Here is a 21,012-nt window from a genome sequence, read left to right on the forward strand (position 1 = left end):
AGTCAGCCTTTTGCAATGAGCCGCGAGTTGCGCTCGTTGCGAAAGGCCAATTGCTCGATGGTCTGGGTGGCGTGTTCGGCTTCTTCCCGCGCTTGCAGGATGATGCCGTGCTGCTCGGACTTGCTGCACACCGGGTCGGCGTTGCTCGCGTCGCCCGTGAGCATGAACGCCTGGCAGCGGCAGCCGCCGAAGTCCTTTTCCTTTTCATCGCATGAACGGCACGGCTCGGGCATCCAGTCGTAGCCGCGAAAGCGGTTGAAGCCAAACGAGTCGTACCAGATGTGCTGCATGCTGTGGTCGCGCACGTTGGGAAATTGCACCGGCATCTGTCGGGCACCGTGGCAGGGCAGGGCGGTGCCGTCCGGTGTTACGGTCAGAAAAATACTGCCCCAGCCGTTCATGCAGGCTTTTGGGCGTTCTTCGTAGTAGTCCGGTGTAACGAAGATCAGCTTGCACGGGTGGCCTTCGGCTTCGAGCTTGGCGCGGTATTCGTTGGTGATGCGTTCGGCACGCACCAGCTGTTCTTTGGTCGGTAACAACCCCACACGATTGAGCTGCGCCCAACCGTAGAACTGGCAGGTAGCGAGCTCGACGAAGTCTGCTTCCAGCGCGATGCACAGCTCGATAATGCGGTCGATCTTGTCGATATTGTGCCGATGCGTGACGAAGTTCAGCACCATCGGATAGCCATGCGCCTTCACCGCGCGGGCCATTTGCAGCTTTTGCGCGAAGGCTTTTTTCGAGCCGGCCAGCAGGTTGTTCACCTGCTCGTCGCTGGCCTGGAAGCTGATCTGGATATGGTCCAGGCCGGCTTTCTTGAAGTCGCTGATTTTCTGCTCGGTGAGGCCGATGCCGGAGGTGATCAGGTTGGTGTAGAAGCCCAGCTTGCGCGCCTCGGCGATCAGTTCGGCAAGGTCCTGGCGTACCAGCGGTTCACCGCCGGAAAACCCCAGTTGCGCGGCGCCCATCTCCCGGGCTTCGCGAAACACCTTGATCCATTGCTCGGTGCTCAGCTCCTTGCCCTGCTCGGCGAAATCCAGCGGGTTTGAGCAGTACGGGCACTGCAGCGGGCAACGGTATGTCAGCTCGGCGAGCAGCCACAGCGGCAGGCCAACGGGTGGCTTTTCAGGCAAGTTCGATCCAGTGCTCAGCACGGGCGACCTCCATGAAATCCTCGATGTCTTGACCGAGTTCAGGTACGCCGGGGAATTGTTTATCCAGCTCGGCGATGATGGCAGCCACGTCGCGTTCGCCATCGATCAGACCACCAATCAATGCGGCGCTGTCGTTGAGCTTAATCATGCCTTCGGGGTAGAGCAATACGTGGCCTTTTTGCGCGGGCTCGTACTGGTAGCGATAGCCCTGGCGCCAGGTCGGTGTTCTGCTGCGATCAAAGCTCATAGGGTGATCCCTTTATGCCATACACGCTGATCAGTCACGCTGTGATATGGCGGGCGATTCAGTTCATAGGCCATGCTCATGGCATCCAGCATGCTCCACAAGATGTCGAGTTTGAACTGGAGAATTTCCAGCATGCGCTCCTGACCTTCGCGAGTGGTGTAGTGCTGCAACGTGATCGCCAAGCCGTGTTCCACATCGCGTCGGGCCTGGCCCAGGCGGGTACGGAAATACTCATAGCCGGCCGGGTCGATCCACGGATAGTGCTGCGGCCAGCTGTCGAGGCGCGACTGGTGGATCTGCGGCGCGAACAGCTCGGTCAACGAGCTGCTGGCGGCTTCTTGCCAACTGGCACGGCGGGCAAAGTTGACGTAGGCATCCACGGCAAAACGCACGCCGGGCAGCACCAGTTCCTGAGACCGCAGCTGGTCCGGGTCCAGGCCAACGGCCTGGCCCAGACGCAACCAGGCTTCAATACCGCCGTCTTCACCGGGAGCACCGTCGTGGTCGAGCAGGCGCTGGATCCACTCGCGGCGGATCTCGCGGTCCGGGCAATTGGCCAGGATCGCGGCGTCTTTCAGCGGGATATTCACCTGATAGTAGAAACGGTTGGCGACCCAACCCTGGATCTGCTCGCGGGTGGCGCGGCCTTCATACATCGCCACGTGGTACGGGTGATGGATATGGTAAAAGGCGCCTTTGGCCCGCAAGGCATGCTCGAACTCGGCGGGCGTCAGCGGTGTGTCAGTCATGTGGTCTGCTCCTACAATTCAATGCTCATGCCGTCGTAAGCCACTTCAACATTACGCCGTGCCAGCTCGGCGCGTTCGGGGGAGTCTTCATCGAGGATCGGGTTGGTGTTGTTGATGTGGATCAGCACCTTGCGCTGCTTGGGCAACTGCTCCAGCACTTCGAGCATGCCGCCGGGGCCGTTCTGAGCCAGGTGGCCCATCTCGCGACCGGTGCGGGTGCCGACGCCACGGCGCTGCATCTCATCGTCGTCCCACATCGTGCCATCCACCAGCAGGCAATCGCTGCCGGCCATGATCTCCAGCAACGGCGCGTCGACCTTGCCCAGCCCAGGGGCGTAAAACAGTTTGCCGCCGGTGCGCAGGTCTTCGACGATCAGGCCGATGTTGTCGCCTGGGTGCGGGTCGAAGCGGTGCGGCGAGTAGGGCGGCGCTGCGCTGCGCAATGGCAGCGGCGTGAAACGCAGGTTGGGGCAGGCCGGGATGGTGAAGCTGGCGTCCAGCTCGATGCGGTTCCAGGCCAGGCCGCCGTTCCAGTGCGTGAGCATGGTGAACAGCGGGAAACCGGTACTCAAATCTTCATGGACCATGTCGGTGCACCACACCTGGTGCGGGCAGCCTTCGCGCAGGCTCAACAGGCCGGTGGTGTGGTCGATCTGGCTGTCCATCAGGATGATCGCGCTGATACCGGTATCGCGCAGCGCGCGGCCGGGTTGCATCGGGGCGAAGCCTTGCAGTTGCGCGCGGATATCCGGCGAAGCGTTGCACAGTACCCAATTCACGCCATCGTCGGAAATCGCGATGGACGACTGAGTGCGCGCCTGGGCCCGCAGGCTGCCGTCACGAAAACCTGCGCAGTTCACGCAGTTGCAGTTCCACTGCGGGAAGCCACCGCCGGCGGCGGAACCTAGAATCTGGACAAACATGATTGCTCCATCACGCTAAGCTCAAAACAAAAACGCCCCGGGCGAACCGAGGCGTTGTATTACTCAGCCAATCAACGGCTGGCGAAGTACATGGTGACTTCGAAACCGATACGCAGATCAGTGTAAGCAGGCTTGGACCAGGTCATATTCATACTCCTACGAAGGGATGGGACGTTCACTACTCATACATATAGTCCACCTCCAATCGGAGATGTTCAGAGGTGTGCGGATGAATGTTACGCAATTCTTTTCAAGTTAGCGCTGTCTTGGTGGCAAAAGCCTTTTGCAGGGCCAGCAATGATCAGCCTGCCGTTTGCCAGGAATCGTTGATGGGCAGGCCGTTGGCCACACAGCGCCAACCGCCTGCAGCGTCATTGAGTTGCCCTGCGGCACGTTGCAGATCCTCGCGCATGCAGGTTTGTATCAACTGCTGAAGTGACGCCAGATAACCCGACGAATGGCCAGCCAGCTGCGCCTGCCAGAGCAATTCGGCGGCTTGGGCGACCGGTAATGCCTGGGCCGTGAATTGCTCTGCCAGCGTCTGGTTGCCCAATTCGGCGCTGTTGTCGATCAACGCCGGAAGCTGCGCCAGGAAGGTCTGCACGTGCTCGAAGATCCCGGTCAGGGATACGCTGGGTGATTGCACGCCAAACAGCAGGCCGGTTTGCCCGTTGATCTGTCGGATGCCGCTGAACACGGCGTAGCCGATTTGCAGTTCGACGCGCAGTTTTTGGTAAAACGGCCCCTGGAGCAGATGCCCGAGCAGTCGCCATGCCGCTTCATCGGCCAGGGATTGGCTTGGCGTTGGGCAAAACAGCAGCAACGCGGCTTCGCGGGCGTCGGTGTTCACTTCGTGCCAGAGCCGCTGGCCGTCGAGGGTTTTCGGCGTGTGTTCGAAGCTTCCCGGCTGGCCTGGCAATCGCGCGGCTGCGGTTTTGATCGCCGCTTCACTGGCAGCGGGCAAACCTGTGCCCAGGCCCTGCCAACGCGCGGTGGTCCATGACGATGGCGTCTCGCCGGCCCCGGAAGCGATGCCGGCACAGCAGGCAGGCAACGCCTTGAGCAGCTCCCGAATGGCAATCATCGGCGTTTGTGCGGGTGACGGCAGCGGCCTATCGGACTGGCTCAAGTTAAGCGCCAGCGCCTCGACCACAGCCGCGATTGGTTCGTGAAGGCCGACTATTTTCACGCGCCAGTCATTGCCGAGGGTTTCGAAGGCCAATTCGACGCCCGCCTGACGGGCCTGCTCACGCAACGGCTGCAACGCATGTTCCAGGCCTGCGGGTACCAACGAATCAAAGCGCCATTGCAGGTACAGCGCGCCTTCGTTGGTGTCATCCGCCAAGGCCTGGCTGAACGTCAGCGCCGACACTTCCCGTCGTCCCCGCGAGCGATCCTGGGCGAACGTGCGCAAGCCACGGTGGGCGCTGGTCTGGCCGCGAATCAGGCCGGCGCGCGCTTGCTTGACCACTGGGCGCAGGAAGGGGTTGTTGGGCGGCAGTTGCCAAGCGTGCTCGGAGGGCGGCAGGTGCAGTGAATCGAGCAGGTTCTTCAGGGCCGCCACGCCCTGTTCCGATAGATCCTCGCTGTCGTTGCGGGCCAGCGCCAGGGCGCCCTGGATTTGCTGCTGGCGAGCGTTCAGCAAGGCGAACTCTTCTCGCAACGGCGTCCATTCGCTCTGTGCGAAAAAGCTCAACCAGTCGTGCAATAACGCTTCGACCTGAGTAGCCGACCCGTCTTGAGCGATGAGGGAAAAGTCGATATCGAGCAGCGCTTGCCCGGCGAAGTGATACAGCACGGACGCGTGCAGTGCGTGGGCCACGTTTCGCGTCTGCAGCTCGGCCAGCAACCCGCCGGGCGCTGAAGCGTTGAGCCAGGTGCAGAAAAAATCCAACGCTTCGCGGGGCACGTCACAGGCAATGACGTGGTGCCGATGATTATCGGCGGTGTATTGATAACTCACTGCTTGATCGGGCAACAGCGCAGGCGGCTCGGCCTGTGGGTGCAAAGGCCCGCAAGCCAGTGCCTCGCTGAATCGCTGCGCCAAGGCTTCCAGCTCGTCCAGCGGCTGCGGGCCGGCCAGGCTCAACGTCATCTGCCCGCTCTGATAGAAGTGCGTGTGAAATTCGCGCAATGCTTGCTGAAATGCCTCACGCTCCACCGGCAGGCTGTCCCGGTTGCCGGCGTGAAAACCGCGCAGTGGATGATCGGCGGCCAAGCCCTCCAGCAGCGCGACCTGCTGCTGAGCCTGGGCATCCTGGGACCATGCAACGAACTCTGCGTGCAACACTTCGCGCTCACGCAACTGGTCTTCAATCGCCAGGCGCGGGTGGGCCAGCATGTCCGCCAGGCGCTCAAGCCCGCTGGCAAAGGTCGCCAGCGGCAATTCAAAGAAGAAGTCCGTCGTACGCTCCCGGGTACTCGCGTTGACCTGCCCGCCATGGCGCTGCACGTAGGCCATCAGCCCTTCATTTGCGGGAAAACGCTGCGTGCCGAGAAACAACAAATGCTCAAGAAAGTGCGCCAGCCCCGGCCAGGCCAAGGGCACGTCATGGCTGCCGGCAGCCACGCGCAGCACCGCAGCGCAGCGCCTCAGACGTGGCGCATGGCGCAGGGTAACCCGCAGGCCATTGGCCAGGGTCAGGTGAAGGTGATGAGGGTGGGCCGGCGCAGGCATGGGCACTTCCGAAACGTAGGAGGTGGCCATGTTATCAAACCGCTGGCGAACCGGCTGGGTCAGGGCTTGTGCAGTGCGCCGTACAACTCGGGGCGACGGTCTTGCAGGTAGTGGTTGGCGGCGCGGGCGTCGAGGATGGACTGGCGGTCCAGCGCACCGACGATCAACGTCTCATCCAGCCCGGCCTGGGCGATGCGCTGGCCATTCGGCGCGGCGATGCTGCTTTGCCCGCAATATTGAATCTCGCCTTCCTGCCCGCAGTAGTTGGCGTACGCCACATAACACTGGTTTTCAAAGGCCCGCGCCCGCACGGTGACGTCGGCGACAAAGTCGAACGGCACCATATTGGCAGTCGGCACCAGGATCAACTCGGCACCGGCCAGCGCCAGGCGACGGGTATTTTCCGGAAATTCCAGGTCGTAGCAGATCAAGAAGCCAAGCTTCCAGCCGTTCAATTCCACCAACGGGAAATCATCTTCCCCGGCACTGAACATCGAGTGGTCCAGGTCGCCAAACAAGTGGGTCTTGCGGTAGTTGCACAGGCGCTGGCCGTGGGCGTCGATCAACTGCACGGCGTTGTAGATCTGCCCGTCCTCGGCCCGCTCCGGGTAGCCGTACAGAATCGCCAGCCCGGCGCTTTTGGCCAGTGTGGCAATCGCTTGCGCGGACGGCCCATCCTGAGGTTCGGCAAGGGCGCCGACCGCTTCGGCGCCGATGTTGTAGCCGCTGAGGAACATCTCCGGCAGCACCAGCACATCGGCATCCGAGGCCTCATGCGCCAGTGGGTGCAGGCGCTTGAGGTTACCGGCCACATCCAGTGGCAGCGGCGGGCATTGGTACAGGGCAACGCGCATGCTCAACTCCTTAGTCGGCCAGGGCGATCGGGCCGATTTCGTCAAAGACATCACCTGGCCCTGGGTTCTCCGGATGCGTGCTGCCGCCGAAGTGGGTCATGATGCCCCACACCGCGTTCAGCGAGGTTTGCACCGCGCCTTCGACCCAGGCCGGCGTCCAGGACACGTCGTCACCGGCGATGAAAATTCCACGTTGTTCGGCGGGCATGTCCTTCTGCATGAAGTGCGCATACATCCGCTGGTTGTAGCGATAGTGGCCTGGCAACGCGCCTTTGAAAGCCCCGAGGAAATGCGGGTCGGCTTCCCACGACACAGTGATCGGGTCGCCGATGATGCGCGCCTTGATGTCGACTTTCGGGTAGATCTTTTTCAGTGCGTCGAGGGCCAGTTTCACGCGCTTGTCGATGGGCTGCGGGAGCATTTTCAACGCGTCGCTCATCCACGAGTACGACAGGCAAATCACGCCCGGCTTGTCGTCGCCGTTGTCGAACAGGTAAGTGCCACGGGTCAGGCGATCAGTGAGGGTCATGCTCATTAGGTCGCGGCCGGTTTCCGGGTCTTTGTCTTTCCAGAACGGGCGGTCGACCATCACGAAGGTTTTCGACGACTGCATGTAACGGGTGCGGTCCAGGGCCATCCACATTTTTTGCGAGAACAGGGTCTCGTCGCATTCGATCTGGGTGGTCAGCAACCAGCTTTGGCAGGTGGTCAGCACGGCGGCGTATTCACGGGTGTCGCCGTAGTTGTCGGTCACAGCAAAGCGGCCATCGGCGGCGTGGGCTATACGGCTCACACCGGCCCGTGGCGCACCGCGATGCAACGAGCTGAGACTGGTGCCGGCCGGCCAGTGCGCACAACGCTCCGGCACGTGGCGCCAGATGCCCATGGGCACTTGCGCCACGCCGCCGACGACCAGGTGCTGGTGGTCGTCGCAGTTGGTCATCACCACGCGGAAGATTTCGAGCATCGAGTTGGGGAAATCCGAGTCCCAGCCGCCGGTGCCGAAACCTACCTGACCAAACACTTCGCGGTGCGCAAACGAGAGTTTGGCAAAGGCCTTGGACGTGGCGACGAAGTCATAGAAGGTGCGGTCGTCCCACAGCGGCACCAGCTTATTCCACAACGCTTTGAGGCGCGGCACGTCGCGGTCGCGGATGGCTTGCTGGATATCACCGAACTGCGAACCGGCTTCCAGCGCATCGGCCCAGGCGTCGGCAACTTCCTGGAACAGCACCGGCAAGTCCGAGAGCTTTTGTGCGTAGTGAGTCTGGCCTTCGAGGTCGATCACCGTGCTGCCGGAGGCCGGCGTCAGCGGGTTGGGGAAGGGTTTGGTCTCCAGGCCCAGCTTGTCCACATAGTGGTAGAACGCGGTCGACGACACCGGAAAACGCATGCCGCCCAGCTCGGCGATGATGCCCTCGGCCCCTTCAAACGCCTGGGAGCGCAAGCGGCCGCCCATTTTCGAGGCTTCATACACCACCGGCTTGAGGCCCAGCTTCATCAGCTCGTAAGCGGCCACCAGGCCCGCGATCCCCGCACCGACAATCGCCACTTCGGCGCCATGGTTGGCAGCCGGAATGCTGCCCAGGCCGGCCGGATGCTCAATCCAGTCGTCAAAGGCAAACGGAAAGTCCGGGCCAAAAATGGTGATGGGTTTTTTACCGTCGGCGGGGTGGCGATGGGTCTTGCTGATGGTGCTGGACGGAATGCTCATGGCTGACCTTACTGGCGACTCGGCGGGATGTGGCCCGTTGAGTATAGGAAAAGATGGCAGCCAGTTTAGGGAGCGTAGCGTTCGTTAATAAGACGCAAAGTGTCGTCGGATTGGATTGTTTTCAGTCAGAGTGACGAAGAGGGTGGTCAGACTGGCTGGCCACGGTCCAATTTGTTACTGAGGATGATCGACGTGGTGGTTTTTTCCACGCCGTCGACACTGCCGATCTGGTCCAGCAATTGATCGAGCTGCTCCGGTGAATCGGTGCGCAGCCAGGCCACGTAATCAAATTCGCCACTCACCGCACACAGTTGCTGCACCTGCGCCATTGCACTCAACCGACGCAACACTTCCTTGCCCGAGCGCGCTTGCACGGTGATCCCGACATACGCCTGCAAACCACCGTCGACCACACGCTGCCCGAGGCGCACGCCGTAGCCGGTAATCACCTGGGTTTTCTCCAGGCGCGCCAGGCGCGACGTCACCGTGGTGCGCGCAATGCCCAATTGCCGGGCAAGCATGGCCACGCTTTCGCGGGCGTTGATCTGCAAGGCGGCGATCAGTTGGCGATCGATTTCATCGAGGACGGGCAAGGGCAGGGCTCCAGTGCGGGCGGCAATGGGTCGCCATGTTACAGGCTTGCGCCCGTCTGGAGCGCTGCGATCTGCGAGATTAAGGCGCCTTGCAGACTTTCGCGGCGGCGGGATCGTTCGGGATAAACGAGTCCGGCGCGCCAGGCTTGAGCACCACGTAGCCACGGCGCCATGGCTGGTCGTCGATCAGCTTCCAACGATGGCCGGTGCCGGTGTTGTCTTCGGCGACCAGCACTTCACCGGGGTGCAGGGTGAACGTCTCGCCGCCTCGGGTAGCGAAGGCCAAGGTGCCGGAGAGTGTCATGACGTACTGCGGCTCGGGATCGTTATGCCAATCGTAAGAAGCGTGCGCCGGGGTTGTCTTGAAATGAATGGCAGTGACGTCGTTGCGCATGCTCGGGTCGATGGTGCCCTCCAAAACGTGCGAGGCGTTGTCTGCGCCGGTGCAGAGCTTGTACGCCTTGATGGTGGCCGGGGCGGGCGATGCTGCGTGTGCGCAGTTCAGGGTGGCGAAGGTGATTACGAGAGCGCCTGCGGTGCGCAGGCTGAGGGTAAAAAAGGCGCGGGGTGAACGGTTGGCCTGAGGCATGGAGCCAGGTTCCTCGTGCTGGTTGAGTGGCCGGCCATGGTCTGTGCCGCAGCAGTTGAGGACAATTAACAAATCTTTCATTGCTGGAAAAGGCGTGGGAGTCAGCGTCGCCTTTTCCATACGCCAGACACGCGAAAGCCGCGCATTGCGCGGCTTTTTTGTTTGGTGGGCCCACACGGACTTGAACCGTGGACCAAAGGATTATGAGTCCTCTGCTCTGACCAACTGAGCTATAGGCCCTTGTAACAGGTCGCGGATTATAACGATGGTTTCCCCGCTGTGCCATCCGAAAAGTCTGAAACCCTCAGATGAAGAAAAGCCTCGGCAAAAAGCTCGGGCGGCAGGGGCAGGCTGACGATGTAGCCTTGCATCTGTTCACAGCCTTCGGCGGCAAGAAAGGCTTGTTGCGCGGGGTTTTCCACGCCTTCGGCGATGATGGTGAATTGCATGCTGTGGCCCAGGGCGATGATGGCGCGCACGATGGCGGCGTCGTGCGGATCGTCGGGCAAGCCGCGCACGAAGGACTGGTCGATCTTGAGGAAATCCAGCGGCAAGCGCTTGAGGTAGCTGAGGGATGAATAGCCGGTGCCGAAATCGTCAATCGCCAGCTGCACGCCCAGGCGTTTGAGTTGGTGCAGCACTTCCAGGGCTTCCTCGGCCTGGCTCATGATGAAGTTTTCGGTGATCTCCAATTGCAGGCAGCCGGGCTCCAGACGGTAGTCGCGCAGCAGCTGTTCAATGCGCGCGAGCAGGTTGGGGTGGCGCAGTTGTGCGCCGGCGAGGTTGACCGACAGTGGGCCGAAATCCTCATAAACCGTTTGCCAGGCGTGCAGTTGTTGGCAGGCCTGTTCCAGTACCCAATCGCCGATCTGCAGGATCATGCCGTTCTCTTCGGCGAGGGGGATGAAATGCTCAGGCGGCACGTCGCCAAAGGTTGGATGGCGCCAGCGGATCAGGGCTTCGGCGCCGATCAGTTCGTGGGTCGCCAGGCTCAGCTTGGGTTGGTAATACAGGCTCAGTTCGTCACGTTCGATGGCGCGGCGCAGTTCGTGTTCCAGGGCCACGCGCTCGTTGGCTTGGGCGGTGAGGTCACGGGTGTAGCTTTCGACGCGGTTGCGGCCCTTGGCCTTGGAGCGGTACATCGCCGCGTCGGCGTTTTTCACCAGGGTGGCGACGTCAGTGCCGTCCTGCGGGTACAGGCTGGTGCCGATACTCGCGCTGATAAAGAACTCGTGCTCGCCGGCCTGGAACGGCGGGGTGAAGCAGGCGAGCAGCTTGTTGGCCAGGTGCTCGGCATCGCTGGCGTGTTGCAGGCCGGGCAGCAGAATGATGAATTCGTCGCCGCCCAGGCGTGCCACGGTGTCGACATCACGCAGTTGCTCCTTGAGGCGCACGGCGATGTCCTTGAGCAGCAGGTCGCCGACGGGGTGGCCGAGGCTGTCGTTGATGTGTTTGAAGCGGTCCAGGTCCAGAAACAGCACCGCGCCTTGGTTGCCGCTTTCCTGCTGGCCATTCAGTGCGGCCTGCAACCGGCTTTCGAACAGGGTGCGGTTGGGCAATCCGGTCAGTGGGTCATGGTGTGCCTGGTAGTCGAGGCGCGCCTGGGCGTGCTTGAGGCTGGAGATGTCGGCAAACACGGCGACAAAGTGGGTGATCAATTGCTCGCGGTTGCGCACGGCACTGATGGTCAGCCAACTGGGGTACAGCTCGCCGTTCTTGCGGCGGTTGGAAATCTCGCCTTGCCAATGGCCGTGGGCGGTCAACTGGTGCCACATGGCCGCATAGAAGGCGCTGTCGTGCAGGCCGGAGGCGAGCAGGCGCGGCGTGCTGCCAAGGGCTTCGGCTTCGCTGTAACCGGTGATTTCGCTGAACGCGCGGTTGACGGCACTGATGTTCTGCCGGGTGTCGGTGATCAACACACCTTCGGCAGTGCTCTCAAACACCGTGGCGGCCTGTTGCAGTTTTTCCTGCATGAACTGGCGTTCGGTGATGTCTCGCGCAATGGTCAGCATGCAATCTTCATCGCCGATGGGCAGCGGCCGACTGGACACTTCGCAGAGGCGAATCTGCCCGTCGTTGCGGCGTATATGACAGACGAAATCGCGCACAAAACCATCGCGCCGCATCAGTTCCAGCATGTGCTTGCGCTCGTTCAGGTCGACCCAGATACCCAGGTCCAGGGTTGACTGGTCGAGCGAGGTCACACTGGTGAAACCGGTAATCCGGCTGAAGCCTTCATTCACTTCAATCAGCAGCCCATCACGTTGACGGCTCAGCAGCAGGCCATCGGGTGAGGCGTGGAAGGCTTTGGCGAATTTCTCTTCGGACGTTTGCAACTGTTGCTGGGTTTCTTTGAGCTGGGTGATATCGCGCACCACCACCACCAGGGCTTCGGTGGTGTCGAGTTGGAACGGTTCCGCCGAGATCAGCCCGGTAAATGCCTGGCCGTTGCTGCGTCGGAACGACATTTCGAGGTTGCGGATGCTGGTGGTCTGCACGCGTTGCAGCAGGTCGGGCCCGACGTTCTGAATGCCCCAGATATTCAGTTCTGTGGCGGTCTTGCCTACCACGTCCTCGGCGCTCAGGCCGATCTGGTCTTCGAACGCCTTGTTGACCTCCAGCAGGCAGCCATCGGACATCCGCGCAATCACCAGGATGTCCGGACATTGCTGGAACACCGAGGCAAATTTCTGCTCGGAAAGCTGCAGGGCTTCTTCGGTGCGCTTGGCTTCGCTGATATCGATCATCAAGCCGCGCAGCACCGGCTCATGCCCGTGTTCGATAAGGCTGACAATGTCGCGTACCCACAGGCAGCGTCCGTCCGCGGTGATGACTCGGTAATCGAGGCTGTGGTCGCGGTTGGCGCGGGTTTCCCGGTAGCAGTAGGCCTCGGCGCGCGTCAGGTCGGCGGGGTGGATGATGTTGCGCCAGAACCCTGGAATCAGCCAATGCGCGCGGGGGTAGCCAAGCAGCTCTTCGGCATGCGGCGACACATAGCTGTAGGTGAAGTCCGTGATGCTGGCTTCCCAGGCGATGGCGGACAGGCTCTCCACCAGGCCGCGGTAGTGGTATTCGCTGCTGCGCAGTTCTTGCTCAAGGGCAACCCGCCGGGATATTTCCGAACTGAGCCGACGATTGATCCGAATCACGATGGCCAGCACGGTACTCAACAGCAGCACGGCTGGCAGGCCGTACATCAGCAGGTCGGCCCAGAACATGCGGTGATCGGTGAAGCTGCCTACCCAGTGTTGCTGGATGGCGTCGGTTTCGTCCGAACTGAGGTCGGCGAGCACCTTGTCCAGGATACCCACCAGCATTTTCTCATCGCGCGGTACGGCCATTGCCAGTTGATAGCGGTAGGGCGTTTCACCGCTGACGTATAACCCATCGAGTTTGAGTTGGCGCAGGCTCCAGACGCTGGAGGCAAGATCACCGACGACGGCATCCACTTCATCAGTGGCCAGGGCTTGCAGCGTCGAGCTGACGTTGGGCATGGCCACCAGGTTGAGGTCGGGATGGTGGGTGCGCAGCAATTCGTGGGGCGCGTAGTTCTCCACCACGGCGATCTTCAGCCCGTAAAGGTCCTTGAGGTTGCGCGGTTTGGCGCCGCCTTCGTGGGCGAGGATGACAATGGGAAAGTCCAGATACGGCCGGGTGAAGGCCAGGAAACCCTGGCGCTCCGGGGTGGACATGATGCCGGGCAGCAGGTCGAGCTGGTTGTTTTTGGCCTGTTCGAGCACGGCCGTCCAGTTGGCGGGCTCGATCAGGTTGATCCTGACGCCCAGGCGGTCCTGGATCAGGCGTACGTAGTCGGCGGCAAGGCCCTGATAACGGCCATTTTCGTCACGGTATTCGAAGGGTGGCCAAGAGGTGTCCACTCCCAGTCGCAGCTCCTGATGGTCCGCCAGCCAGCCACGCTCTTCATCGGTGAGAGTCAACGCGCCAGCCGTTGCGGTCCAGGTGAGCAGCGACAGCAGTATCACGGTCGGCAGTCTGGGCATAACGGTCTCGTTATGGCACGGGGAATATTTCGAGTGTAGACGGGCATTGCGGGGGAGGGGTGTTGCGCGGCAGTTAATCTGTAGAAAGTGATCTGCACAAAGCAAAACCCCCGGCCTGGGCCGGGGGTTCTGGTATCACTCGTCGAGGAAGGAGCGCAGATGCTCGCTTCGCGTCGGGTGGCGCAGCTTGCGCAGTGCCTTGGCTTCGATCTGACGGATCCGCTCACGGGTCACGTCAAACTGTTTACCGACTTCCTCAAGGGTGTGGTCGGTATTCATGTCGATGCCGAAACGCATGCGCAGTACCTTGGCTTCACGGGCAGTGAGGCCGGACAGTACGTCGCGAGTCGCTTCTTTCAGGCTCTCAACTGTGGCGACATCGATTGGCGACTGCATGGTCGAGTCTTCGATGAAGTCACCCAGATGGGAGTCTTCGTCATCACCAATCGGCGTTTCCATGGAGATCGGCTCTTTAGCGATCTTCAATACCTTGCGGATTTTATCCTCAGGCATTTCCATGCGTTCGCCCAGCTCTTCCGGGGTCGGTTCGCGACCCATTTCCTGCAACATCTGCCGGGAAATACGGTTGAGCTTGTTGATCGTCTCGATCATGTGCACCGGAATACGGATGGTGCGGGCCTGGTCGGCGATCGAGCGAGTGATCGCCTGACGGATCCACCAGGTGGCATAAGTCGAGAACTTGTAGCCGCGACGGTATTCGAACTTGTCCACAGCCTTCATCAAGCCGATGTTGCCTTCCTGGATCAGATCGAGGAACTGCAGGCCACGGTTGGTGTACTTCTTGGCGATGGAGATCACCAGACGCAAGTTCGCTTCAACCATCTCTTTCTTCGCGCGGCGGGCTTTGGCCTCACCGATCGACATGCGACGGTTGATGTCCTTGATTTCGGCAATCGTCAGACCGGTTTCAGTCTCAAGCGCAGTCAGCTTCTGCTGGCAACGGATGATATCGGGCTGCAGACGACCAATGGCTTCGGCGTATTTCGCCTTGCCTTTGGCCAGTGCGTCGGTCCAGCTTTCGTCAACTTCGTTGCCCGGGAACTGGCGCAGGAAGTCAGCACGCGGCATGCGCGCATCACGTACGCAGAGCTGCATGATTGCGCGCTCTTGGGCACGCAGACGCTCAAGGGCACTGCGAACACGTTCAACCAGGCCTTCGAATTGCTTCGGCACCAGCTTGATCGGCATGAACAGCTCAGCCAGGGCGATCAGCTCGGCAATGGCCTGCTTGTTGCCGCGACCGTGCTTTTTCAGCGCCTTACGGGTGATTTCCATTTGATCGGAAACCGCACCGAAACGCTGGGCCGCGATGATCGGGTCCGGACCGCTTTCAACTTCATCTTCGTCGTCGCTGCTGGCTTCAGCATCGTCGTCTTCGGAATCGTCGTCGGCTTTCGCGGCTTTCGCATCGACAGGCGGCGGTACTTCGGCAGCAGGCGGCGCAATGCCATCGTCCGGGTCGATATAACCGCTCAGAACGTCGGACAGGCGGCCACCTTCGGTGGTAACGCGGGTGTACTCGGAGAGAATGTGGTCAACCGTGCCAGGGAAGTGCGCAATTGCGCCCATCACTTCACGGATGCCCTCTTCGATACGCTTGGCGATTTCAATTTCGCCTTCGCGTGTCAGCAACTCGACCGTACCCATTTCACGCATGTACATGCGCACAGGGTCCGTCGTGCGACCGATATCGGTCTCCACTGCTGCCAACGCTGCTGCTGCCTCTTCGGCCGCAGCCTCGTCAGTATCGGCGTCGGCCAGCATAAGGGAATCCTTATCTGGCGCAGTTTCGAATACGTTGATCCCCATGTCGTTAATCATGCGGATGATGTCTTCCACCTGCTCTGGATCTGAAATATCCTCAGGCAGGTGGTCGTTGACCTCGGCGTAAGTCAGGTAACCCTGCTCACGACCCAGTGTGATCAACTCTTTGATACGAGACTGCTGTTGCGCTTTTCCGGACATAACACCCTATCCACTGAAGGTCTTGGCGGGCAAAAAACAAGCCGAGGATTATACCCGAGCTATGACCTCACACGCCAGCTGAGGTCGGGTTTGATGCGGAAACATTCTGTTTTAAGAGGTCGCGCATCTGTTTTGCTATCTGAATCTGCTCTTCAGCCGATAATCCCGGCTGCCTTGCTCTCTTGATGAGTTCATCGAGGGTCTGCGTGTGCTGACCCGCGGATAACCTAGTAATGGTGTCTAAAAACTGTTGTTCAAGGTTATCGCCGTCAATTAGCCACTCCTTTTCTGCGAGTGCTTTCAAGAGGCGGCCTTGTTCGGTGCCATGCCAGCGAGCCATCAACTGAATTGAGTTTAGCTTAGGATTTTTCTGTACCGCCTCGATCAAGGCGATCAGTACCTGAGCGTAAGTGTTGCTCTCGTTGGCAAAATGATCGGCGCTCTCAACTTTCTTCGCCAATTGCGGGTAGTGGATCAGCGTACGCAACGCAATCAGCGTAGGGGCTTCCACTGCCACCGGCGTGCGTGGCGCGTAGGCCTCATCACGATCACCGCGCTTGCCGTTCTTGCTCCAGGGTTTCTTGTCCCATTTCTTGCCGCCGGCGCCGGGTTTCTTCGGTGTCCACTCCTGCTGGGGCGCGTAGGCCTCCTGCGGTTGGTGAAAGTCCGAGTAGTCCGGCATGGCGTCGTAATCCATGCCTGGGTCGTAAGCCGGCGGTGCGTCTTGCGGCGCGTTGTGCACCAGCTGACTGACGGCCTCGCCGCTCAAACCGGTGATTTCCAGCAGGCGCATGCGCATCAGTGACTTCAGGTTGGCGCCCGGTACTTTGTCGATCAACGGTGCCGCGAGCGTGGCCATGTGGGCCTTGCCTTCAAGGGACCGCGGATCGGCTTCTTCGGTCAATTGCTGGAAGAAATAGTCGGCCAGCGGCTGCGCATGTTGATTGATGCGCGCGCGGAACGCATCGGTGCCTTCGGAGCGCACCAGGGTGTCCGGGTCTTCACCTTCGGGCAAAAACAGGAAACGTGCACGGCGGCCATCCTGCAGGCTCGACAGCGTGGCTTCGAGCGCGCGCCAGGCGGCGTTGCGGCCGGCCTGATCGCCGTCGAAGCAGAACAGCACGCTGGGCACCACACGAAACAGGCGCTTCATGTGTTCTTCGCTGGTGGCGGTGCCCAGGGTGGCCACGGCATTGCGCAGTCCTTGCTGGGCGAGGGCGATCACGTCCATGTAGCCCTCAACCACGATGATTTCATCGAGGTTGCGGTTGTTTTTACGCGCTTCGAACAGACCGTAGAGTTCCTGGCCCTTGTGAAACACCGGGGTTTCCGGGGAGTTCAGGTACTTGGGTTTGTCGTCGCCGAGCACTCGGCCGCCGAACGCGATGATCCGGCCACGGCTGTCGCGGATCGGAAACATCACGCGGTCGCGAAAGCGGTCATAGCGCTTGCCGGTCTCGGCGTTTTCCACCAGCAGGCCGGCGTCGATCATGGCTTTCTGCTGCAGGGTGTCGCTGCTCAGGTGCTTGTAGAGGTTATCCCAGCCTGGCGGCGCGAAACCCAGGCCGAAGTCCCGGGCAATTTCACCGGTGAGGCCGCGCCCCTTGAGGTATTCGACAGCGGCCTTGCGCTGCGGATGACTTTTGAGCGCCTGACGGTAGAAGTCGGCAGCGGCCGTCAGCAGCGGGTACAGCGGCGAGTCGGTGGGTTGCCGCGGTTTGTACGGGCGGCCACTTTCTTCGCGGGGGATTTCCATGCCGGCGGCTTTGGCCAGGTCCTCGATAGCCTGGGGGAAGTCCAGGTTGTCGTGGTCCATGAGAAAGCCGAGGGCATTGCCGCCCGCGCCGCAGCCGAAGCAGTAGTAGAACTGCTTGTCGGGGCTGACGCTGAACGAGGGAGTCTTTTCTTTGTGGAACGGGCAGCAGGCGGTGTAGTTCTTGCCGGCTTTTTTCAGTTGCACGCGCGAGCTGACAACATCGACGATGTCGGTGCGGTTCAGAAGGTCGTCAATAAAGCTCTGGGGAATTAGCCCGGCCATGGCGTTCTCGTCATCACTGCGTATCAATGAGGCCCGCGAAGTGTTCAGGCGCACACATTGTGCGGCTCGATCAACTGTCGTCTGGTTGGGCTGTCAGGGAGTGTATCTGCCGAACATTCACTGACGTTAATTTCTATCAGTGTTCGGCCTGGAAATGTTGCCCGGGCGTCCGGTGTTGGCCAATGGCGGGCCTCGGAAACGCATCGTTGGGCACAGCCGACACGGTTGATCGTCTGTTTGAAGAATGAGTGTGCTCGTCAGTAGCCTTGTTAGGCTCGTCAGAAGAGACGCGCACCGCTGGCAAAAGAGCCAGTCCTGACGTGTGAAGCAGTGTCTCGGTCGCGTGTGCGGCGTCGACGGTGAAGCATCAAGCGATATCCGCAAATGCCAATAGCCCGGCTGAGGGCCGGGCTTGGCAGAAGCTTGCTACGTAAGTCTGTGTATTAGTACAGACGAACGGCGCGGCGCTGCTCGCGCTGAACTTTCTTAGCGTGACGCTTAACAGCGGCTGCTGCTTTGCGCTTACGCTCAGAAGTTGGCTTCTCATAAAATTCGCGGCTACGAACTTCAGCCAGAACACCGGCTTTTTCGCAGGAGCGCTTGAAACGACGCAGAGCTACGTCGAAGGGTTCGTTCTCTTTTACTTTGACGGCTGGCATCCAGAGCTACCTTCTTTCATTACCGGGAATCAACGTTCTCGTCGCAAAAAATTCGCGGCTGAGGTCGTCGGTTTTTAAGGGTTGCGGATGTTAACCCCTCATTGCCCGGAATGCAAAGCCTCTGATCGAAAACCGCTAGTCGGGAGGGGGAGTGGCGACTATTATGCGCGCCTTCGAATTCAGCCTCTACAAGGCGCAAACCCATGCTAGTACTGGGACTTGAAACCTCCTGCGACGAAACCGGTGTCGCACTTTACGACAGTGAACGCGGGCTTTTGGCCGATGCACTGTTCAGCCAGATCGACCTGCACCGCGCCTATGGCGGTGTGGTGCCGGAGCTCGCCAGCCGCGATCACGTCAAGCGCATGCTGCCGTTGATTCGCCAGGTGTTGGACGAGGCCGGCTGCGTGCCGACCGAGATCGACGCGATTGCCTACACCGCCGGCCCCGGATTGGTCGGAGCCCTGCTGGTTGGGGCTTCTTGCGCCCAGGCGCTGGCGTTTGCCTGGGGCATTCCGGCCCTCGGCGTGCACCACATGGAAGGTCATTTACTGGCACCCATGCTGGAAAAAACACCGCCACAGTTCCCGTTCGTCGCTTTGTTGGTTTCCGGTGGGCATACGCAGCTGGTTCAGGTCGATGCGATTGGCCAATACACGCTGTTGGGTGAGTCTCTGGACGATGCCGCCGGTGAAGCGTTCGACAAGACCGCGAAGATGATGGGCCTCAATTATCCGGGCGGTCCGGAAATCGCACGTCTCGCCGAAAAAGGCGTGCCGGGCCGTTACACCTTCCCGCGTCCAATGTGCGATCGCCCGGGCCTGATGTTCAGCTTCAGCGGCTTGAAAACCTCCGCACTGAACACCTGGCAGCAAAGCGTCAGCGCCGGGGACGACAGTGAGCAAGCCCGTTGCGACATCGCACTGGCGTTCCAGCAGGCCGTGGTGGAGACTTTGACCATCAAGTGCAAGCGCGCCCTGAAACAGGCGGGCATGAAGCGCCTGGTGATCGCCGGCGGCGTCAGTGCCAACAAAGCGTTGCGCACCTCGTTGGAAAAAATGCTCGGCGACATGCAGGGCGACGTGTTTTATGCGCGCCCTGAGTTCTGCACCGACAACGGTGCAATGATCGCCTACGCCGGTTGCCAGCGTCTGCAGGCCGGCCAGCATGAAAGCCTGGCGATCAGCGTGCAGGCACGCTGGCCGATGGAGCAACTTTCACCGCTGTAAGGGCTCACGTGAGCCGGGCTCATCGAACGTATTTAAAAATGCCGTTCGCGCCCGGCAAACAGGTCGCGTAAATTGCCGCGGTGGCGCCAGACGATCAGCAGTGTCAGCACGCTCATCGGCAACAGCGCTGCAGGCGCCTGCCAGGCCAGCAATGGCAGGGTGAGCGGCGTGGCGATCAATGCGGCCAATGAGCTGGTGCGGGTCAGGTAGAACGTCAACAGCCAGGCCAGCACGGCCAGCAGCGCTGCTGGAGGGTAAATCCCCAGCAGCATGCCGGCCGCCGTGGCGACACCCTTGCCGCCGCGAAAGCGGAAGTACAGCGGAAACAGATGGCCGAGGACAGCGCACACGCCCACCCAGGCCTGCTGTTGCAGGGTGAGGCCGGCGAGGCTGGCGATGAGTACGGGCAACAGGCCCTTGCAGATATCGCCCAGCAGCGTCAGCACGGCGAGTTTTTTGCCGGCCAGGCGCAACATGTTGGTGGCACCGGCATTGCCTGAGCCACTCATTCGCGGATCGGGATTTCCCGTCAGGCGGCTGAGCAAAATGGCGAAGGACAGCGAGCCGAGCAGGTAGGCGAGAATCGCCAGTGACCAAAACATGCTAACTATTCCGGGCGAGGACGCCCTGATTCTAACGGGGCAACGCGCCCTTGTCGTGCTGCGGAGAAGAGCTTGGACAGAGTGTTTATCGAAGGCCTGGAAGTCGACACCGTGATCGGGGCCTACGACTGGGAGCGCGGCATCAAGCAATGCCTGCGCCTGGACCTGAGCTTCGCCTGGGACAATCGCCCTGCTGCTGCGGGTGACGACCTGACCCTGGCGCTCGATTACGCCAGCGTGTCCGCGCGTATTCAGGCCTTTGCCGAGCAGTCCCAGTATCAACTGGTAGAAACCTTCGCCGAACGCCTGGCCGAAGTGCTGATGAGCGAATTCCAGATTCCCTGGTTGCGCCTCAAGCTGACCAAGCCGGGTGCCGTGCCGGCAGCCAAAGGCGTGGGCGTGGAGATCGAGCGCGGATGTCGCTAACTCAGGTTTACCTTGGCCTTGGCAGCAATATCGAGCGCGAGCGCCATCTGCGCGCTGGCCTGGATACGCTGGCGAGCTTCTTGACGGATATGCGCTGCTCGCCCGTGTTCGAAAGCCAGCCAGTGGGGATCAAAAGCGGGCCGTTTTTCAACCTGGTGGTGTCGGCCTATACCGACTTGCCGTTGATGGAGTTGGATCGCCGGTTGAAATTCATTGAGGCCGACAATGGCCGCTATGCGCCGGACCGCAAAGGGCTGCCGCTGGATATCGACGTGCTGCTGTATGGCGAACTGGTCGGGAATTTCGACGGCTTGATCCTGCCGCGCGCAGAAATCCTCAAAAATGCCTTTGTGCTGTGGCCGTTGTCGTTGATGGCGCCGAATCGCGTGCATCCCGAGGTGGGCAAGACATTGGCCGAGCTGTGGCGCGATGCGCAGATCGACCAGGTGCTGGCACCTGTCGCGTTTGAATGGCAAAACCAGCCACTCACCCCGAAAAATCTCCTGTAACGCTCGCCTGCCCGGATTCAACGGTGGACGCTGACTCGCAAATCCCCCGTGGCGAGCGGGCT

18 protein-coding genes and 1 tRNA gene are annotated in these 21,012 nt (G+C 60.9%); 3 read left to right on the forward strand and 16 right to left on the reverse strand.

The features are described 5' to 3' along the window. Nucleotides 1–2 precede the first annotated feature (2 nt). The 15 genes from pqqE to rpsU all read right to left on the reverse strand — a co-directional run bounded on the left by pqqE (nucleotide 3) and on the right by rpsU (nucleotide 18,184). Nucleotides 3–1,154, reverse strand: a complete 1,152-nt coding sequence (gene pqqE, locus L8K08_RS25515; RefSeq protein WP_242200736.1) for a pyrroloquinoline quinone biosynthesis protein PqqE — start codon at nucleotides 1,152–1,154, stop codon at nucleotides 3–5. Beyond that, nucleotides 1,126–1,401, reverse strand: a complete 276-nt coding sequence (pqqD, locus tag L8K08_RS25520; protein ID WP_017138041.1) for a pyrroloquinoline quinone biosynthesis peptide chaperone PqqD — start codon at nucleotides 1,399–1,401, stop codon at nucleotides 1,126–1,128. Before pqqD ends, pqqE begins: the two co-directional genes overlap by 29 nt. Continuing rightward, a complete protein-coding gene (gene pqqC, locus L8K08_RS25525; protein ID WP_145157473.1) occupies nucleotides 1,398–2,150 on the reverse strand; it encodes a pyrroloquinoline-quinone synthase PqqC in 753 nt (250 codons plus the stop codon). The genes pqqD and pqqC overlap by 4 nt, the downstream gene beginning before the upstream one ends. A gap of 11 nt (nucleotides 2,151–2,161) precedes the next feature. Then, complete coding sequence (gene pqqB, locus L8K08_RS25530; protein ID WP_242200738.1) at nucleotides 2,162–3,073, reverse strand: pyrroloquinoline quinone biosynthesis protein PqqB; 912 nt, start codon at nucleotides 3,071–3,073, stop codon at nucleotides 2,162–2,164. 71 nt (nucleotides 3,074–3,144) lie between these two features. After that, nucleotides 3,145–3,219: a pyrroloquinoline quinone precursor peptide PqqA gene (gene pqqA / locus L8K08_RS25535; RefSeq protein WP_003194766.1), complete on the reverse strand. Its 75-nt coding sequence runs from the start codon at nucleotides 3,217–3,219 to the stop codon at nucleotides 3,145–3,147. Nucleotides 3,220–3,374: 155 nt separating this feature from the next. After that, nucleotides 3,375–5,750: a pyrroloquinoline quinone biosynthesis protein PqqF gene (gene pqqF / locus L8K08_RS25540; RefSeq protein ID WP_242200751.1), complete on the reverse strand. Its 2,376-nt coding sequence runs from the start codon at nucleotides 5,748–5,750 to the stop codon at nucleotides 3,375–3,377. A gap of 59 nt (nucleotides 5,751–5,809) precedes the next feature. Next, the gene (locus L8K08_RS25545) at nucleotides 5,810–6,604 is read right to left on the reverse strand and encodes a carbon-nitrogen hydrolase family protein (protein WP_145157471.1); all 795 of its coding nucleotides are present in this window, start codon (nucleotides 6,602–6,604) and stop codon (nucleotides 5,810–5,812) included. Between the two features lie 10 nt (nucleotides 6,605–6,614). Beyond that, nucleotides 6,615–8,297 carry an NAD(P)/FAD-dependent oxidoreductase gene (locus tag L8K08_RS25550; RefSeq protein ID WP_119737718.1) on the reverse strand — a complete coding sequence of 561 codons (1,683 nt, stop codon included), beginning with the start codon at nucleotides 8,295–8,297 and terminating at the stop codon, nucleotides 6,615–6,617. A gap of 167 nt (nucleotides 8,298–8,464) precedes the next feature. After that, nucleotides 8,465–8,911 (reverse strand): Lrp/AsnC family transcriptional regulator, encoded by a 447-nt coding sequence (locus L8K08_RS25555; protein ID WP_106575534.1) that lies wholly within the window; start codon nucleotides 8,909–8,911, stop codon nucleotides 8,465–8,467. Nucleotides 8,912–8,990: 79 nt separating this feature from the next. Continuing rightward, the gene (locus L8K08_RS25560; RefSeq protein ID WP_242200741.1) at nucleotides 8,991–9,500 is read right to left on the reverse strand and encodes a cupin domain-containing protein; all 510 of its coding nucleotides are present in this window, start codon (nucleotides 9,498–9,500) and stop codon (nucleotides 8,991–8,993) included. A 163-nt stretch (nucleotides 9,501–9,663) separates the two neighbouring features. Then, nucleotides 9,664–9,740, reverse strand: a tRNA-Ile gene (locus L8K08_RS25565). A 17-nt stretch (nucleotides 9,741–9,757) separates the two neighbouring features. Continuing rightward, nucleotides 9,758–13,501, reverse strand: a complete 3,744-nt coding sequence (locus L8K08_RS25570; RefSeq protein ID WP_242200743.1) for an EAL domain-containing protein — start codon at nucleotides 13,499–13,501, stop codon at nucleotides 9,758–9,760. Between the two features lie 135 nt (nucleotides 13,502–13,636). Beyond that, nucleotides 13,637–15,487 carry an RNA polymerase sigma factor RpoD gene (gene rpoD, locus L8K08_RS25575; protein ID WP_106575532.1) on the reverse strand — a complete coding sequence of 617 codons (1,851 nt, stop codon included), beginning with the start codon at nucleotides 15,485–15,487 and terminating at the stop codon, nucleotides 13,637–13,639. A 67-nt stretch (nucleotides 15,488–15,554) separates the two neighbouring features. Then, nucleotides 15,555–17,525, reverse strand: a complete 1,971-nt coding sequence (dnaG, locus tag L8K08_RS25580) for a DNA primase (protein ID WP_242200745.1) — start codon at nucleotides 17,523–17,525, stop codon at nucleotides 15,555–15,557. Between the two features lie 443 nt (nucleotides 17,526–17,968). After that, nucleotides 17,969–18,184: a 30S ribosomal protein S21 gene (gene rpsU / locus L8K08_RS25585; RefSeq protein WP_002551877.1), complete on the reverse strand. Its 216-nt coding sequence runs from the start codon at nucleotides 18,182–18,184 to the stop codon at nucleotides 17,969–17,971. 203 nt (nucleotides 18,185–18,387) lie between these two features. On the opposite strand from rpsU, the gene tsaD reads away from it, so the two are divergent. After that, entirely contained in the window at nucleotides 18,388–19,413 is a 1,026-nt protein-coding gene (gene tsaD, locus L8K08_RS25590) for a tRNA (adenosine(37)-N6)-threonylcarbamoyltransferase complex transferase subunit TsaD (protein WP_106575530.1), read from the forward strand. Nucleotides 19,414–19,445: 32 nt separating this feature from the next. On the opposite strand, the gene plsY is transcribed toward tsaD, so the two are convergent. Next, nucleotides 19,446–20,015: a glycerol-3-phosphate 1-O-acyltransferase PlsY gene (gene plsY, locus L8K08_RS25595; protein WP_094951989.1), complete on the reverse strand. Its 570-nt coding sequence runs from the start codon at nucleotides 20,013–20,015 to the stop codon at nucleotides 19,446–19,448. 72 nt (nucleotides 20,016–20,087) lie between these two features. On the opposite strand from plsY, the gene folB reads away from it, so the two are divergent. Next, nucleotides 20,088–20,441 (forward strand): dihydroneopterin aldolase, encoded by a 354-nt coding sequence (folB, locus tag L8K08_RS25600; protein WP_106575528.1) that lies wholly within the window; start codon nucleotides 20,088–20,090, stop codon nucleotides 20,439–20,441. Then, nucleotides 20,432–20,950, forward strand: a complete 519-nt coding sequence (gene folK, locus L8K08_RS25605; RefSeq protein ID WP_242200747.1) for a 2-amino-4-hydroxy-6-hydroxymethyldihydropteridine diphosphokinase — start codon at nucleotides 20,432–20,434, stop codon at nucleotides 20,948–20,950. The genes folB and folK overlap by 10 nt, the downstream gene beginning before the upstream one ends. Nucleotides 20,951–21,012: the final 62 nt, after the last annotated feature.

It is taken from the genome of Pseudomonas sp. TREG-RG-20F-10-E-6-01 (assembly GCF_022662455.1).
Lineage (GTDB): Bacteria > Pseudomonadota > Gammaproteobacteria > Pseudomonadales > Pseudomonadaceae > Aquipseudomonas.

What these genes read in the sequence shown, in the direction of transcription:
- pqqD (WP_017138041.1), bottom strand. Translation starts at nt 1,401, where the DNA reads ATGAGCTTTGATCGCAGCAGAACACCGACCTGGCGCCAGGGCTATCGC.
- pqqC (WP_145157473.1), bottom strand. Translation starts at nt 2,150, where the DNA reads ATGACTGACACACCGCTGACGCCCGCCGAGTTCGAGCATGCCTTGCGG.
- pqqB (WP_242200738.1), bottom strand. Translation starts at nt 3,073, where the DNA reads ATGTTTGTCCAGATTCTAGGTTCCGCCGCCGGCGGTGGCTTCCCGCAG.
- pqqF (WP_242200751.1), bottom strand. Translation starts at nt 5,750, where the DNA reads ATGCCTGCGCCGGCCCACCCTCATCACCTTCACCTGACCCTGGCCAAT.
- L8K08_RS25545 (WP_145157471.1), bottom strand. Translation starts at nt 6,604, where the DNA reads ATGCGCGTTGCCCTGTACCAATGCCCGCCGCTGCCACTGGATGTGGCC.
- L8K08_RS25560 (WP_242200741.1), bottom strand. Translation starts at nt 9,500, where the DNA reads ATGCCTCAGGCCAACCGTTCACCCCGCGCCTTTTTTACCCTCAGCCTG.
- L8K08_RS25570 (WP_242200743.1), bottom strand. Translation starts at nt 13,501, where the DNA reads ATGCCCAGACTGCCGACCGTGATACTGCTGTCGCTGCTCACCTGGACC.
- rpoD (WP_106575532.1), bottom strand. Translation starts at nt 15,487, where the DNA reads ATGTCCGGAAAAGCGCAACAGCAGTCTCGTATCAAAGAGTTGATCACA.
- dnaG (WP_242200745.1), bottom strand. Translation starts at nt 17,525, where the DNA reads ATGGCCGGGCTAATTCCCCAGAGCTTTATTGACGACCTTCTGAACCGC.
- rpsU (WP_002551877.1), bottom strand. Translation starts at nt 18,184, where the DNA reads ATGCCAGCCGTCAAAGTAAAAGAGAACGAACCCTTCGACGTAGCTCTG.
- tsaD (WP_106575530.1), top strand. Translation starts at nt 18,388, where the DNA reads ATGCTAGTACTGGGACTTGAAACCTCCTGCGACGAAACCGGTGTCGCA.
- plsY (WP_094951989.1), bottom strand. Translation starts at nt 20,015, where the DNA reads ATGTTTTGGTCACTGGCGATTCTCGCCTACCTGCTCGGCTCGCTGTCC.
- folK (WP_242200747.1), top strand. Translation starts at nt 20,432, where the DNA reads ATGTCGCTAACTCAGGTTTACCTTGGCCTTGGCAGCAATATCGAGCGC.